The sequence below is a fragment of the Halopseudomonas sp. genome (assembly GCF_041579695.1).
Taxonomy (GTDB): Bacteria; Pseudomonadota; Gammaproteobacteria; order Pseudomonadales; family Pseudomonadaceae; genus Halopseudomonas.
Genome location: NZ_JBFGFI010000011.1, coordinates 26,965 through 41,744 on the forward strand (window position 1 = coordinate 26,965; position 14,780 = coordinate 41,744).

The window sequence follows — 14,780 nt, forward strand, 5'->3', positions numbered from 1 at the left end:
CGCACCAGTCTCGCCTTCTGCGCTTTGACAATGCACCGGTTCAGGGCATTACCGCGGTCTCATGACTGTCTCCCGTTGGGATACCACCGATAAAATACGCCCAAGCCTATGTTTTTTATAGATAAATAAAAACATGGCAAGCAAAATGCTATGACTCCCATGCCAACGCTTTTTGGAAGACGTTAGGAATCACAAAACATGGGGAACACGAAAATGATGAAAAAACTGACAGCCGCAATCGCTACTGCAAGCACCCTCGGCTTCGCCAATATGGCCCATGCCGAAACCTTCGAGACCGCTATCGGTGCAATCGATGCGAGCATGACCGCCACCCTGGCTTCTGACTACATCTGGCGTGGTCAATCGCAGACCAACGGTGCCGGCGCTGTGCAGGCCAGCCTCGACTTCGCCCACGAGAGCGGCGTCTACATCGGGGCGTGGGGCTCCAATGTGGCTGATGAGGACTTCGGCGGCGCAAGCATCGAGCTCGACTATTACATCGGCTATGCCGGCAGCATTACTGACGACATCAGCTACGATCTGGCATGGGCTACCTACACTTTCCCCCAGGGCATTGATGCAGTCGATGAAGTGCTGGCCAGCGTCGACCTGTACGGCTTCACAGTAGGTGCCAAATACGCCTACGAGCCCGGTAGCGCTCTCTATACCTACGTCGGCTACGGTTTTGAACTGCCTTACGACATCGGCCTGGGCCTGCATTACGGCCGTACAGACACCAAGGACGCGATCGGACCGACCAGCAGCGATGCCGAGTACGATGACTGGGCTCTGACCCTGGGCAAGACCATGTTGGGCCTTGACTGGGCAGTGATGTACAGCGATACCGACCTGGGTGACGATTGCACACAGATTTATGTGGACAGCGATTCCTGTGACTCCAACTTCACCCTGTCAGTCGCCAAGAGCTTCTGAAACAACACCGGCGCCTGAGGGCGCCGGTGTCAGCCATTCGTTCTGGTTTCTTCAGAACATAAAGCGGGCGCCATGGAAACAGGCGTCCGTTTTTTTTGTTCAGGCTTCCGCCGCGCGCCGGCGTATTCCCAGATCCACCTTCATGCATACTGCAGAGATAAACAGAAAAGCGATACCCAACGCGCCGCGACTGACATCTGTTCGCAGCAGAGCCGATATGAATCCGCTGATCTGGTCCGGATAAGCCGCAAGCACCCCGCCCAGCGGCACCATCACGAACAGAAAGCAGTAACCCAGAGTCCGCAGAATTTTCACAGCAATACCTCGTTCGACAACGTGTCGTACCAGCGTGCAACAAGAGTCCGTGAGGCAGCAATTAGACCAAAGTTGAAGCCCCTGATGCCAAGGCTCAAGCGCGTGGCAGTGTGACGCCCCGCTGACCCTGATATTTGCCGTCACGGTCACGGTATGAGATTTCGCAAGGCTCGTCGGACTCGAAGAACAGCATCTGCGCCACACCCTCATTGGCATATATCTTGGCCGGCAGGGTAGTGGTGTTGGAGAACTCCAGGGTGACGTGCCCTTCCCACTCGGGCTCCAACGGCGTGACATTGACGATAATGCCGCAGCGCGCATAAGTGCTCTTGCCCAGGCAGATGGTCAGCACATTGCGCGGAATACGGAAGTACTCGACAGTCCGCGCCAGCGCAAAGGAATTCGGTGGGATGATGCACACATCGCTGGTGATATCGACAAAGCTGTTGTCGTCGAAGTGCTTGGGATCCACCGTCGCCGAGTGGATGTTGGTAAACACCTTGAACTCGTTCGAGCAGCGCACATCGTAGCCATAACTGGAGACACCGTAGGAGATGACCCGGTTGCCTTCATCGCCGCGTACCTGACGCTCCACGTAGGGCTCGATCATTCCCTGTTCCTGGGACATGCGACGTATCCAACGGTCAGACTTGATGCTCATGATGTGCCCTGCGATGTGCCGAAAAGAGACCGCATGTTACCGGGTAATGCCAGCGGGAAAAAGCCCCGCCGGCACCGCTGTGCGTGCAGACAAGCCTCAGTCGTCGCTGATACTGATCTCCGGCATGGCCGAGCCCAGCCTGGCACGTTCGGCTATGCGCGCACCTACGTGGCGGGCCATGTCCTGATAGATCATGCTGATCTGGCATTCGGGCTCGGCAACTACGGTGGGTGTACCCGCATCGGTCTGCTCACGGATCATCATCGACAGCGGCATTGACGCCAGCAGGTCCACCGCATACTCGGTGGCAAGACGCTCACCCCCGCCCTCGCCAAACAGGTGCTCGCTGTGACCACAGTTGGAGCAGATGTGGATGGCCATGTTTTCCACCACGCCAAGCACCGGAATATTCACCTTGGCGAACATCTCGATGCCTTTTTTTGCATCGAGCAAAGCAAGATCCTGAGGCGTAGTGACGATCACCGCCCCGGTCACCGGAACCTTCTGGGCGAGCGTAAGCTGAATATCACCAGTGCCCGGCGGCATATCGACGACCAGGTAGTCCAGGTCGTCCCAGGCGGTCTGCGTCAGCAACTGCATCAGCGCACCAGAAACCATCGGGCCCCGCCAGACCACAGGCGTGTTGTCGTCCACCAGAAACGCCATCGACATGACCTGCACGCCGTGAGCCCGCGGCGGGATAAAGAACTTCTGGTCCTTGACCTGCGGCCGTGTGCCCTCTGGCAAGCCGAGCATCAGGCCCATGCTTGGCCCGTAGATATCCGCATCCAGCACACCGACACGGGCGCCCTCGCGGGATAACGCCAGCGCAAGATTGACCGCAGTTGTGGATTTGCCGACACCCCCCTTGCCCGAAGCAACAGCGATGATATTCCTGACATTGCTCAGGGCTTCTATGGTGCCCTGCGCCGGTGCCGCTTGGACCTCACAGCGGACACTGACGCGCACGGAGCCAACACCCTCGACATTCTGCACCGCAACCTGAAGCATTTGCTCGATACCACTTCTAATTCCCCCGGCGGCGTAACCGAGCACAAATTCGGCCTGCACATCGGCACCGGTAATATCCAGTTGGCGCAGACAGCCTGCGGTTATAAGGTCGGTCTTGAGGTAGGGGTCCTGATACTGGGCCAGGGCCTGTTCGATAGAGGAGCGTGATATCTCGGTCATAAGTCATCCGGACTGGAAAAGTAATGGCCCTATCCTACTGGCGGACCGGAAGGCATGAAAGGCCGATGACGGACAAACCAGGGCGCTGGCAGTCCCGCCCATAAAAAACGGCGGCAGGCTTTAGGCCTGTCGCCGTCTCTATGCTAGCCTAGCGGCCAACGGAAGGGCATCGTCCCCGGTGGGGCGCCCGGACTTCAAACCCGGTGAGATGCGCCAGGCGCGTCTGGTAGGTTCGACTCCTATTCCCTTCCGCCAACCGATATTCGCAGTATTACTCTGCAGTTTCGGTTTCAGCCTCGGCAGCCATTTCTTCACCAACGTCTTCCCCTTCGGCTTCTTCAACCTGCTCGATGAGCACGTTCATGAGCCGCGTACCACGCTCACCAACCATCTCGGCAAAGGTGTCACGTACAGGCAAGCTGAGTTCACGGAATGCCTGACGCTCTTCCGGAGTAAGATAAACCAGCTCGATGTCGCTGTTTTCGGTGATGATTTCCAGACGCTCGTCATTAAGACGCTTCTGCACCTCGTGGATGTACGGTACGAGTTCGGCTACAGTTTCGTCGACTGCTTCCTTGTACTCATCAGAGAGCCCGTCATACCAGTCCTCGTTCGCCATGAAGGTCGCAATGAACTGGGCCTGGTTGGCGAAGATCAGATAATCCTGCACCTGGTAGAAATCCATCTCTTGGTGAGCGAACACCGGCTGGATGTTGGCGTCCAGCTGACCCAGCTGCATGCCGCTGAACAGTTCACCATATTCCATGGTGGTCGGCTCAGCGCCATAGGCACTGTAAGTCTCGCGCAACAGACGGTTATCCATGGTACGGATTGCAACGCCGTCAAAATCCTCGGGAGTACGGATTTCCTTGTTGGCGCTCCATACCTGCCAACCCTCTGGCACGATCGCCAGCGGATACAGGTCGCGCTCGCGGAAGGACGCGACCAGGTCTTCGTTTTTACGGAAGGCCGCATCGTTGAGGATCTCGGTATTCTTCTTCTCGTCGTCGGTCAGCACAAAGTTCAGACTGAACAGCTGCGACTCGGGAACGGTGCCACCCAAAAATCCGGAACCGAACGCCATTTCGATCGCGCCGGCCTGCACCTGGTCATAAATGTCCGTCAGGCCGCCCAACTGTCCGTAAGGATAGAGCTTGACCTCGACTTCGCCGTCGGTCTTCTCGTTGATCAGCTCGGCGAATTTGGCGCCGTACTCGTACTGAACGCTGCCTTCGATTTCTTCCAGACCAATACCCCAGGTCTGTACCATGGCTTCAGCCGGCTCGGCTGCTGCTGTTTCCGGTGCTGCGGTTTCCGGCTCGTCGCCACCGCACGCTGCCAGCGCCAGTACAGCCATACCTATGATTCCATTACGCATTTTCATCGAACGCTCCTTATGAATTGTTCTGGTTAACTACCAAACCATAACACATGACCGCCACTTGTCCATTTTGTGCAAAGACAATGTAAATGCGCTATGTTGAGAACAGGAGCATTCACCGTGCCAGTGCGATGCCAGCGCTGTCACGTATCGAATAATAGCGCGCGGCCCTCGCTGGGCCGCGGCCTCGCCTGATTTGCCAGGCCCGAGAAAGGACAAGCACATGCCCGGAAGTGCCGAGCCCTCAGCAGAGGGATCCATTAAACGCGCAGCCAAGAAAGCTTTCTCGCTACTGGACCGATTTGCCGAGTACATTGAAGAAGGGATTCTGGGACTGACCGTGCTGCTGGTTGCCGCAATGCTTATTGTGCATGTCATTGGCCGGCAACTGTTCGGCACCGGCGTGACGGGCCAGGTCGAACTGACACAGATGAGCATGGTGATCATTACTTTCGCCGGCCTTGGTTATGGAGTACGCAAGGCCCGGCACATTTGCATGTCAGCCTTCTATGACCAGCTCAAGGGTCTGCCGCGCAAGGCGGCACTGGTAACCATCAGTATTCTGACCGGGACCCTGATGTTCTATTTCTGCTTCCATGCATGGGACTACGTGGAAGCGATCCAGTCGCGCGGCCGCGACTCTTCGGCCCTGCAAATTCCGCTGTGGATTCCATACATGGTGGCGCCCATAGGCTTTGCTCTGGCCGGCATTCAGTATTGGCTGACAGCTATTCGCAACCTGATCTCCAAAGACATCTATCGCTCCTTTAATGACAAGGAAGAATACGAGGAGGTGGACGTTGAACACATCTGAACAGGTGATCCGCACATGCTGACACTCATCATTGTAACGATGATCGTTCTGCTCCTCCTCGGCTTCCCGATGATGGTTCCCTTGCTGGTGGCTGCGCTGATGTTCCTGTTTCTGGTCCTGGACATGAACAATGTTGGACTGCTGATGGGCCAGATGATCAGTGGTGTGCAGTCCTGGGCGCTGGCGGCGGTACCTTTGTTCATCTTTGCCGCCGACCTGATGACCCGCGGCCACACGGCTAACCGATTGCTTGACCTTGTGCAGACATTTGTTGGCCATTTGCGCGGCGGCCTGCCCATCACCACCGCTGCAGGCTGCACGCTGTTCGGCGCGGTATCGGGCTCCACGCAGGCGACCGTAGTCGCCATGGGCGGACCGATGCGGCCCAAGCTGCTGCAGAAAGGCTACTCGGACGCGTTCAGTATTGCGCTGATCATTAACGCCAGCGACATTGCGCTACTGATACCGCCAAGTATCGGCATGATCATCTACGGGGTGGTCTCAGGTGCCTCTATCGGCGACCTGTTCATCGCCGGCATCCTGCCCGGCTTTCTGATTTTGCTGATGTTCTCCATCTATTGCTGGGTCGGCTCGATTCGCATGGGCATCGAGCCCGAGGAGCGCGCCAGCTGGCTGGCCCGCTGGGAGGCGCTGAAAAAGGCAGCGCTGCCATTGGGCTTCCCGGTAGTGGTGGTCGGCGGCATCTACGGCGGTATTTTCAGCCCTACCGAAGCTGCGGCAATCGCGGTGCTCTATGCACTGTTGCTGGAAGTGGTCGTGCTCCGCTCGGTCAAGGTGCGCGAGCTGTGGGACATAGCATTGTCGACCGGTTTGATAACCGGTGTGGTGTTTATTCTGGTCGCTGCAGGTAATGCGTTCACCTACACCATTTCCTTTGCCGGCATACCCCAGGCCATTCTCGGGCCAGTGATCGAGAGCATTGGTGACAGCCAGACGCTGGTCCTGGCGCTGATTGCGGTCTCGTTTTTTGTCGGCTGCATGTTTGTCGATCCGATCGTGGTCATCCTGATTCTGACGCCCCTGTTCAAGCCGGCTGTCGAGATTGCCGGCCTGGACCCGATTCACGTGGGGGTCATCGTTACGTTGCAGGCCGCGATCGGCTCGGCGACGCCGCCCTTTGGCTGCGACATCTTCACCGCCATGGCAGTATTCCGCCGGCCATATTTCGATGTGATCAAGGGCACACCTCCCTTCATCTTCATACTGCTTCTGGCGACAGTGCTGCTGATCATGTTTCCTTCCATCTCGCTCTGGCTACCTTCGCTCGCCGGTTAAGCTCTGGATCCGGCAGGCCGCTGGCGGGCCGGTCTGCAGGAAAGCTCCCATTGCTCCGACAAAACGGCAGCGCTGGCGCTCATCGATTCCGCCGACTTGCCGATAACCCTAGAGCGGAGTCATCGGGAAATCCTTATACTCCTCAGAGGAAGCCGGTACAGGCAGCCGCATAACAATAATCGCAACGTATTTGCGCTGAGGAATCCATGAACAGCAAATCCGCACCGGGCAAGGAGCTGACTGTCGACGCCCCGCCCATTCCGTCAGTCATTCCTTTCGCTGTACTGATGACCTGCCAGATCGCCTTCATCACCGTGCTGTTGTGGCAGACATCCGGTCTGCTGTTTGGTCTCAGCCTGGTACTGGCGCCGGTCGCCCTGATCCTCACGTGGCACACGCGCCGCGCAGAATCCGATAGCGGGCCAGTGATGCAATGGCTGGAATCTATCAACGGCAAGCAACTGGATCTCTCAGCCAAAGAGCCGGCCAGCGCCTCTTCCTCTGCAGGGCGGGACCAGATTGATACGTTCACCGGGCGTCTGCGCGAGATGATGGTCAGCTTCCAACAGCAGTGTTTGCGTATCGCGTTCACCTCCGCACAAAGCCGCATGCTTGCTGACCAGGCGGCGCTGGATGCGAGAAAACAGCAGGGCCTGTCCGAGCTAATATTCCAGGCAACCGAACAGACCACCAGCGCCCTCCAGGACGTATCCGGCCGCGCCTCCGAAATTACCGGCATGAACAGCCGCAATCTTGACGTCGCCCGGCAATCGAGCGAGCAGCTGGGCACCGCACGGGACCAGATACTGCAGATCAGTGAGTCCATGTCCGGTTTCAAAGACAACATCACCGCGCTCGACCAGACCTCAGGTCAGATCCGACATATTCTCCAGACCGTGCAGGACTTCTCGGCACAGACCAACATGCTGGCGCTGAACGCGGCAATCGAGGCGGCCCGCGCCGGAGAACAGGGCCGGGGGTTTGCTGTGGTAGCCGATGAAGTGCGCAATCTGTCGATCAAGGTTGGCAGCGCGGCCGACCAGATCGGCCAGTTGATGGAGAAGATGTTCACCGCGATGTCCGGGGCGGACAAGCAGACTCAGAGCATGCAGGAGCAGTCCGACAATGCCGGTATTGCTGTGACCACCGCCGCCGAGCAGTTCGAGCAGATGGTCGCCGACTTCCAGAAGGCCAACGATGACCTGCTTATGGTCAGCAGTGCGCTGGAACAACTGACCGTCACCAACAGCGAAACACATGAGCATGGCAGCGCCATTCGCGAACTGAGCCTGACCATCAGTCAGCGTATGACGGACACCCTCAAGCAGGCCGATACCCAGCGCGAAAATACCAACCAGATCCTGCAGGAGCTGTGTCGCTTCCGCCTCGGCCAAGGCAACCTTGAAGCAGCCACCGACAAGCTGATGGGCCGCAGGCACATCATCGAGGGCGAACTGGACGCGCTGCAGAAACAGGGCGTCAACGTATTCGACCGCCACTACACCCAGATAGCCGGAACCAACCCACCGAAACACGACGTGAGCTGGGCTGAAGCCTATCGCAAGCGTGTGCAACCACTGTTTGACCAGTGGGATTCACAAGGTCAGGACGGCGTGATCTACATGGTTGCCACCGATGATCATGGCTATCTGGGCGCCAGCCGCAGTATTACCTCCCAGGCGCCCACCGGAGATCCGAGAGTGGACGCGGCGAAAAGCATGCACAAGCGCTTCGTGGTCGCCAAGGGCTGGGAACTGGACAACCTCAACAAAGTGAAGCATCTCGGCCTGGGCAGTTTCGTACTGCCAGGGACCGCCACCATCGTATTTGTGTTGTACGTCCCATTAGAGGTCAATGGTCGTCGTTGGGGGACCCTGAGTGCCGGCGTTTTGCCTCAGGCACTGGGGATCTGATCCCGGCACACCACATAACAGCGTCTCTCGTGAATCAGCGCAGCCGCTGCTCGCAAAAACGGCCAACTGCGACCGCGGCCTCCCCAATCATGGCCGCCTGATCATTACCGCTGCGCTTGAGCGGCTGGAAGTCATGGTCAGCGGTTTCCAACCAGTGCACCTCTATCGCTGTCGACAGATCATAGCCCGCCACGTCGGCTGGGCGGCCGAACGGGTCACGGGTACCCTGCAGGATCAGCGTTTGCGTACGCAGGCTCTCAAGATGCGCGGTCCGGGTCTTTTCCGGCTTGCCCGGAGGGTGGAAGGGGTAACCGAAACAGCACAGGCCGGCGGCGCCCAGTTCATCAGCGAGCATGCTGGCTACCCGACCACCCATGGATTTGCCGCCGATCAGCAGTGGTCCGCGGTACTGGCTTACCGTCTCAGCCCAATGTTCCCGGAACTTTTCCAACAGCAGGTCCATCGAACCTGGAGGAGCCCGCTTGCCACTGATACGACGCTGGCGCATGTACGCAAATTCGAACCGCACCACTGCGACGCCCTGCCCATTCAGCGCCGTCACAAGCAGCTGCATGAACGCACTGTCCATAGGTGCTCCGGCACCATGGGCCAGAAGCAGCGTAGCCCGTAACTGAGCGTCGGGCGGCGTGTCGATAATCCGGGTGCCTGGCATTGTAGCCACCTCTCTAAGCTGTGCGACAAGATGCCACGTCCACTTTGTGGGTATTCACTTCACATATGGTCGTATGGCCACTAAGCTTGCATTTGTCCTCTCTCCGCCTTTGTAAGGAGGCAAGAGAGGGGCCGGCCATACAACTACAGATCAGGGCCGGTTTCCAGTCTTGCGCTATACAGGCGGATGAGCCTCGTTTCTCACCGTCATTGTAATTGAACAGAAAGGCCTCTGATGCCCGGCCAGAGCGGTCGCAATCAGCTGATACCTTGACCTGTGTCATTGCAATGGTGGGAACCTTTGCTCATACTTGCCGCCGCTTCAGAACCCATAAACCCATTGCTATCCGTGGAATCTCGCATGAGCACAGCTACCACTTCGACAGCCTATAACTACAAGGTGGTACGCCAGTTCGCCGTCATGACGGTAATCTGGGGTATCGTAGGCATGGCCCTTGGCGTCTTTATTGCCGCCCAGCTGGTCTGGCCCGCCCTCAACTTTGACCTGCCCTGGACCAGCTTCGGACGCTTGCGCCCGCTGCATACCAATGCGGTCATTTTTGCATTTGGTGGCTGCGCCCTGATGGGCACATCGCTTTACATCGTGCAGCGCACGTCGCAGGCACGACTGTTCTCGGACGGTCTGGCCGCATTCGTGTTCTGGGGCTGGCAGGCCGTTATCGTATTGGCTGCCATCACCCTGCCACTGGGCATGACCTCCACCAAGGAATATGCCGAGCTCGAGTGGCCGATCGACATTCTGATTGCGATAGTGTGGGTTTCCTACGCGCTGGTGTTCTTTGGCACCATCATGAAGCGCAAGATGAAGCACATCTATGTGGGCAACTGGTTCTTCGGGGCATTCATCATTACTGTTGCGGTGCTGCACATCGTCAACAGCATGGCGATGCCTGTATCCCTGTTCAAGTCATACTCGATGTACTCTGGCGCCACCGACGCAATGATCCAGTGGTGGTACGGCCACAACGCAGTGGGCTTTTACCTGACTGCCGGCTTCCTGGGCATGATGTACTACTTCGTACCCAAGCAGGCCAACCGCCCGATCTACTCGTATCGTCTGTCTATCGTGCACTTCTGGGCACTGATTGCGATCTACATCTGGGCCGGTCCGCACCACCTGCACTACACCGCACTGCCCGACTGGGCGCAGTCCCTGGGCATGGTGATGTCACTGATCCTGCTGGCTCCCAGCTGGGGCGGCATGATCAACGGCATGATGACCCTCTCCGGCGCCTGGCACAAACTGCGCACCGACCCGATCCTGCGCTTCCTGGTGGTGTCCCTTGCGTTCTACGGCATGTCGACCTTCGAAGGTCCGATGATGGCTATCAAGACGGTGAACGCACTGTCGCATTACACCGACTGGACTATCGGCCACGTACACGCCGGTGCTCTGGGCTGGGTTGCGATGATATCCATCGGCGCGCTCTACCACATGATCCCGAAGGTATTCGGTCGCGAAGAGATGTACAGCGTCAACCTGATCAACGTGCACTTCTGGCTCGCTACGGTCGGTACCGTGCTGTACATCGTCTCCATGTGGGTCAACGGCATTACCCAGGGCCTGATGTGGCGCGCAGTCAACGTCGACGGCACCCTGACCTACAGCTTTGTCGAAGCACTGGAAGCCAGCCATCCCGGCTATGTCGTCCGCATGATCGGCGGTGCGTTCTTCCTGATCGGCATGCTGCTGATGGCATACAACGTCTGGCGCACCATTCGCGCACACCAGCCGGCTGAAGCACAAGCCGCAGCGCAAATGGCCTGAGGAGCACTCGATGAAAAAACATGAACTGGTAGAAAAAAACCTGGGCCTGCTGGTGGTGCTGATCGTTATAGCGATCAGCTTCGGTGGCCTCACCCAAATCGTCCCGCTGTTTTTCCAGCAGGAAACCACTCAGCCGATTGAAGGTCTGCGGCCATACACCGCAATCGAACTGGAAGGTCGTGACATCTATATCCGCGAAGGCTGCGTTGGTTGCCACTCGCAGATGGTTCGCCCTTTCCGCTCCGAGACCGAGCGCTATGGACATTATTCGGTAGCTGGCGAAAGCGTCTGGGAGCACCCGTTCCTGTGGGGCTCCAAGCGTACCGGCCCGGATCTGGCCCGCGTAGGCCAGCGTTATTCGGATGACTGGCACCGCGCTCACCTGATCAACCCGCGGGATGTGGTGCCGGAGTCGAAAATGCCGTCCTACCCATGGCTGCAGGAGAACGAACTGAGCGGTGACCATACCGAAGCCAAGCTTCGCGCCATGCAGCGCCTGGGCGTGCCCTACACCGACGAAGACATCGCCGGCGCAGCGGAAATGGTTCGCGGCGTAACAGAAATGGATGCACTGATTGCCTACCTGCAGCACTTGGGCACCGTGCTCTCGGATCGTCGGTAACCATCATGGATATCAACACCTTGCGCGGAATAGCCACGATCCTTGCGATGCTGGCATTCATCGGTGTCACCGTATGGGCCTACAGCTCCTACAAGAAAAAGGACTTCGAGGAGGCGGCGCAGCTGCCCTTCGCCGACGAGCCTGAAGAAGCCAAAATGCCTGAAAACGAAAACGAAAACGAAAAGAAGCCCAGTGAGCAGAACGACACTAGGAGTAGCAAGCAATGAGTAATTTCTGGAGCGGATACATCATTGTCCTCACCCTGATCATGCTGGGTCTGACGCTGTGGCTGCTTTTCGCCACACGCAAGGGCCAGCGGCCGGAAGAAACAGAGGAAACCGTTGGTCATTCGTTCGACGGCATTGAAGAGTATGACAACCCGCTGCCACGCTGGTGGTTCATGCTGTTTCTGGCGACTATTGTGTTCAGCGTGATCTATCTGATCCTCTACCCTGGCCTGGGCAAGTTTCCTGGCATACTCGGCTGGACGCAGGAAAGGCAGTACGAAGAAGAGGTGGCAGACGCTCGGGAACAGTTCGCGCCTATTTTCGCCAATTTCGCGGACATGAGCGTGGAAGAAGTGGCAAAGGACCCGGATGCCCTGCGTATCGGTCAGCGCCTTTATGCGATCAACTGCTCGGTCTGCCACGGCTCGGACGCCCGCGGTGCATTCGGCTTTCCGAACCTCACCGACAACGATTGGATATGGGGCGGCAAGCCGGAACAGATCAAGACCACCCTGAACCAGGGTCGTCAGGCTGCCATGCCCGCCTGGCTGGCTATTATCGGCGATGAGGGTGTACGCAGCACCGCTGCCTATGTGCGCCAGATCGCCGGACTGGAAACCGAGGGCGTAGATACCACGCTGGGTGCGCAGGTGTTCAACACCAACTGCGTGGCCTGCCACGGTCCGGAAGGCAAGGGTAACGAGCTGATTGGCTCACCTAATTTGACCGATGACGTGTGGCTGTATGGCTCCAGCATGCTGCAGGTGCAACAGACCCTGCGTTACGGCCGCAACGGCAACATGCCCTCCCAGGCGCATCTGGGTGAGGACAAGATCCACATGCTGACGGCCTATGTCTATAGCCTTTCCCAGCGGGACACCGAGGCCGAGCAATAACAGTCCTGGCGCCTGCCGCGACGCCCTGTCGCATGGCGTAATCTACCCAGCCGCTCTATTCTTGAGTGGCTGAGAAAGACCAGTCCCGGCCGGAATACTTGGCCGGGCCCCTCCTGCACAGACCAGGACAGATTCCCATGAGCGAAAAGATCCCCGTCAAGAATGTCACCCCGGGCGATGCTCAGACTATTGAGCTGTATGCCAAGCGCGAGAAGATTCACCCGCGTTCCTATAAGGGCCTGTTCCGCAATATCCGCCTGCTTGGAGTGGGCTTTCTGTTCTTGCTCTACTTCGGCACAGCCTGGTTGCAATGGGGCGATCGTCAGGCAGTACTGTTCGACCTGCCCGCACGACAGTTTCACGTCTTCGGGTCGACCTTTCAGCCCGAGGATTTCTTCCTGCTCTCCTTCCTGCTGATCATCTGCGCCTTCGGCCTGTTCTTCATCACCGTCTTTGCTGGCCGCGTATGGTGCGGTTATACCTGTCCACAGACCGTGTGGACGTGGATTTTCATGTGGGCCGAAAAGGTCACCGAGGGCGAACGCAACGCACGGATCAAGCTGGACAAGGCGCCGATGGACGCCAACAAGCTGGCTCGCAGGACGGCCAAGCATACAATCTGGCTGACCGTGTCGCTGGTTACGGCACTGACGTTCGTCGGCTACTTCACCCCGATCCGCGAGCTGATCCCAGATACATTTACCCTGGATATTGGCGGCTGGACGCTGTTCTGGGTATTTTTCTTCACGATGGCGACCTACATCAACGCCGGCTGGCTGCGCGAGCAGGTGTGCTTCTATATGTGCCCCTACGGCCGGTTCCAGAGCGTGATGTTCGACAAGGACACTCTGATCATCGCCTATGACCCCAGACGGGGCGAGGCACGTGGACCACGCAAGAAAGGCGTCGAGCCAGCGGAAGTGGGCCTGGGCGACTGCATCGACTGCACCATGTGCGTTCAGGTGTGTCCGACCGGTATCGACATCCGTGATGGTCTGCAGTACGAGTGCATAGGCTGCGCCGCCTGTGTTGATGCCTGCGACGAGATCATGGACAAGATGGAATACCCCCGCGGGCTGATCAGCTACACCACCGAGCACAATCTCAGCGGCGAGAAAACCCACATGTTACGCCCTCGCCTGCTTGGCTACGGTGCCCTGCTGGCAATAATGATTGGTCTCTTCGCGGTTACTGTAACCAGCCTCTCCAAGGTTTCGCTGGACGTGCAGCGGGACCGCAACGTGCTGTTTCGCGAGGCCAATGGGGGCAATATAGAGAATGTTTACATTGTCAGGATCTTCAACAAGGACCAGCAGGAACGCAGCTTCGAGCTGAACGTCGAGGGGCATCCGCAACTGCAGATGGATCTCCCGGCAAACCGTTTGACGGTGCGGGCCAACGAGCATCTGCAATTGCCGGTCAATGTTCAGCTTGATCCGCAGTACATGGAAGGTACCAATATTCCAATCGAGTTCAGCATTAAAGCGCTCGATGATAGCGACATATCAGCCGAAGCGGAAAGCCGCTTCATGGGCCCCAGACTCAGGTAATGCTCAATGCAAGATAACGATATCGCCCCGTGGTACAAACAGTTCTGGCCCTGGTTTCTGATCGGCATTCTGGTGTTTGCCGTCGTGATCGGGCTCGGACTGCTGTTCATTTCCATCGTCTACCAGGACAGCATGGTACGCGACAACTATTACAAGGAAGGCCGCGCGATCAATATGCATCTGGGGCGTGATCAGATGGCGCGCGACCTGGCTCTAGGCGCCACTTTCGAGATCGACGACCTGACCGGCGAGATCAGCCTGAAACTGGCCGGCGATCTGCCCGCGCTCCCCTCGACCCTGCGTCTAGATCTTATTTCGCCCTCCCATGCCGACCGGGACAAGGTCATCATGCTCAACCGGGTAGCGGAGAACGAATACGCGGGCCAGATGGCCGAGCGAATAGAAGGCCGTCACTACGTTGATCTTAGCGATCCGGAACGCCCTGATGAAGCCGGCTGGCGACTGACCGACGAGGTGTTCCTGGCGAGCGACCGCACCTACCAGCTCGACTCTAAATGAT

Annotated in this window: 15 protein-coding genes and 1 tRNA gene; 11 read left to right on the plus strand and 5 right to left on the minus strand. The window is 57.9% G+C overall.

Annotation, left to right across the window (positions count from 1 at the left end):
• Nucleotides 1–198 precede the first annotated feature (198 nt).
• Nucleotides 199–933, plus strand: a complete 735-nt coding sequence (locus tag ABYA88_RS04400; RefSeq protein WP_373185672.1) for a TorF family putative porin — start codon at nt 199–201, stop codon at nt 931–933.
• Nucleotides 934–1,032: 99 nt separating this feature from the next.
• On the opposite strand, the gene ABYA88_RS04405 is transcribed toward ABYA88_RS04400, so the two are convergent.
• From ABYA88_RS04405 to apbC, 3 genes are all read right to left on the minus strand, one after another.
• On the minus strand, nt 1,033–1,248 hold the full coding sequence (locus ABYA88_RS04405; RefSeq protein ID WP_373185673.1) for a hypothetical protein: 216 nt from the start codon (nt 1,246–1,248) through the stop codon (nt 1,033–1,035).
• A gap of 94 nt (nt 1,249–1,342) precedes the next feature.
• Entirely contained in the window at nt 1,343–1,909 is a 567-nt protein-coding gene (gene dcd, locus ABYA88_RS04410) for a dCTP deaminase (RefSeq protein WP_373185674.1), read from the minus strand.
• Nucleotides 1,910–2,005: 96 nt separating this feature from the next.
• On the minus strand, nt 2,006–3,100 hold the full coding sequence (gene apbC / locus ABYA88_RS04415; RefSeq protein WP_373185675.1) for an iron-sulfur cluster carrier protein ApbC: 1,095 nt from the start codon (nt 3,098–3,100) through the stop codon (nt 2,006–2,008).
• Between the two features lie 160 nt (nt 3,101–3,260).
• On the opposite strand from apbC, the gene ABYA88_RS04420 reads away from it, so the two are divergent.
• A tRNA-Sec gene (locus ABYA88_RS04420) sits at nt 3,261–3,355 on the plus strand.
• Between the two features lie 16 nt (nt 3,356–3,371).
• Here ABYA88_RS04420 and dctP read toward each other — a convergent pair.
• Nucleotides 3,372–4,484, minus strand: a complete 1,113-nt coding sequence (gene dctP, locus ABYA88_RS04425) for a TRAP transporter substrate-binding protein DctP (RefSeq protein ID WP_373185676.1) — start codon at nt 4,482–4,484, stop codon at nt 3,372–3,374.
• A 220-nt stretch (nt 4,485–4,704) separates the two neighbouring features.
• On the opposite strand from dctP, the gene ABYA88_RS04430 reads away from it, so the two are divergent.
• The 3 genes from ABYA88_RS04430 to ABYA88_RS04440 all read left to right on the plus strand — a co-directional run bounded on the left by ABYA88_RS04430 (nt 4,705) and on the right by ABYA88_RS04440 (nt 8,504).
• Nucleotides 4,705–5,295 carry a TRAP transporter small permease gene (locus ABYA88_RS04430; RefSeq protein WP_373185677.1) on the plus strand — a complete coding sequence of 197 codons (591 nt, stop codon included), beginning with the start codon at nt 4,705–4,707 and terminating at the stop codon, nt 5,293–5,295.
• Nucleotides 5,296–5,310: 15 nt separating this feature from the next.
• Nucleotides 5,311–6,591, plus strand: a complete 1,281-nt coding sequence (locus ABYA88_RS04435) for a TRAP transporter large permease (RefSeq protein ID WP_373185678.1) — start codon at nt 5,311–5,313, stop codon at nt 6,589–6,591.
• Nucleotides 6,592–6,797: 206 nt separating this feature from the next.
• A complete protein-coding gene (locus ABYA88_RS04440; RefSeq protein WP_373185679.1) occupies nt 6,798–8,504 on the plus strand; it encodes a methyl-accepting chemotaxis protein in 1,707 nt (568 codons plus the stop codon).
• A 34-nt stretch (nt 8,505–8,538) separates the two neighbouring features.
• Here the strand turns inward: ABYA88_RS04440 and ABYA88_RS04445 are convergent, their stop codons facing one another.
• The gene (locus ABYA88_RS04445; RefSeq protein WP_373185680.1) at nt 8,539–9,177 is read right to left on the minus strand and encodes an alpha/beta family hydrolase; all 639 of its coding nucleotides are present in this window, start codon (nt 9,175–9,177) and stop codon (nt 8,539–8,541) included.
• Nucleotides 9,178–9,537: 360 nt separating this feature from the next.
• Here ABYA88_RS04445 and ccoN point away from each other — a divergent pair, with 360 nt between their 5' ends.
• The 6 genes from ccoN (at nt 9,538) to ABYA88_RS04475 (ending at nt 14,779) form a co-directional block, all read left to right on the plus strand.
• Complete coding sequence (gene ccoN, locus ABYA88_RS04450) at nt 9,538–10,965, plus strand: cytochrome-c oxidase, cbb3-type subunit I (protein ID WP_373185681.1); 1,428 nt, start codon at nt 9,538–9,540, stop codon at nt 10,963–10,965.
• A gap of 10 nt (nt 10,966–10,975) precedes the next feature.
• Complete coding sequence (gene ccoO, locus ABYA88_RS04455; RefSeq protein ID WP_373185682.1) at nt 10,976–11,587, plus strand: cytochrome-c oxidase, cbb3-type subunit II; 612 nt, start codon at nt 10,976–10,978, stop codon at nt 11,585–11,587.
• A 5-nt stretch (nt 11,588–11,592) separates the two neighbouring features.
• Complete coding sequence (locus ABYA88_RS04460; RefSeq protein WP_373185683.1) at nt 11,593–11,814, plus strand: cbb3-type cytochrome oxidase subunit 3; 222 nt, start codon at nt 11,593–11,595, stop codon at nt 11,812–11,814.
• Nucleotides 11,811–12,710, plus strand: a complete 900-nt coding sequence (gene ccoP, locus ABYA88_RS04465) for a cytochrome-c oxidase, cbb3-type subunit III (RefSeq protein WP_373185684.1) — start codon at nt 11,811–11,813, stop codon at nt 12,708–12,710. The genes ABYA88_RS04460 and ccoP overlap by 4 nt, the downstream gene beginning before the upstream one ends.
• A gap of 137 nt (nt 12,711–12,847) precedes the next feature.
• Nucleotides 12,848–14,260: a cytochrome c oxidase accessory protein CcoG gene (ccoG, locus tag ABYA88_RS04470; RefSeq protein ID WP_373185685.1), complete on the plus strand. Its 1,413-nt coding sequence runs from the start codon at nt 12,848–12,850 to the stop codon at nt 14,258–14,260.
• A 6-nt stretch (nt 14,261–14,266) separates the two neighbouring features.
• Nucleotides 14,267–14,779 carry a FixH family protein gene (locus ABYA88_RS04475; protein ID WP_373185686.1) on the plus strand — a complete coding sequence of 171 codons (513 nt, stop codon included), beginning with the start codon at nt 14,267–14,269 and terminating at the stop codon, nt 14,777–14,779.
• The last annotated feature ends 1 nt before the right edge of the window (nt 14,780 follow it).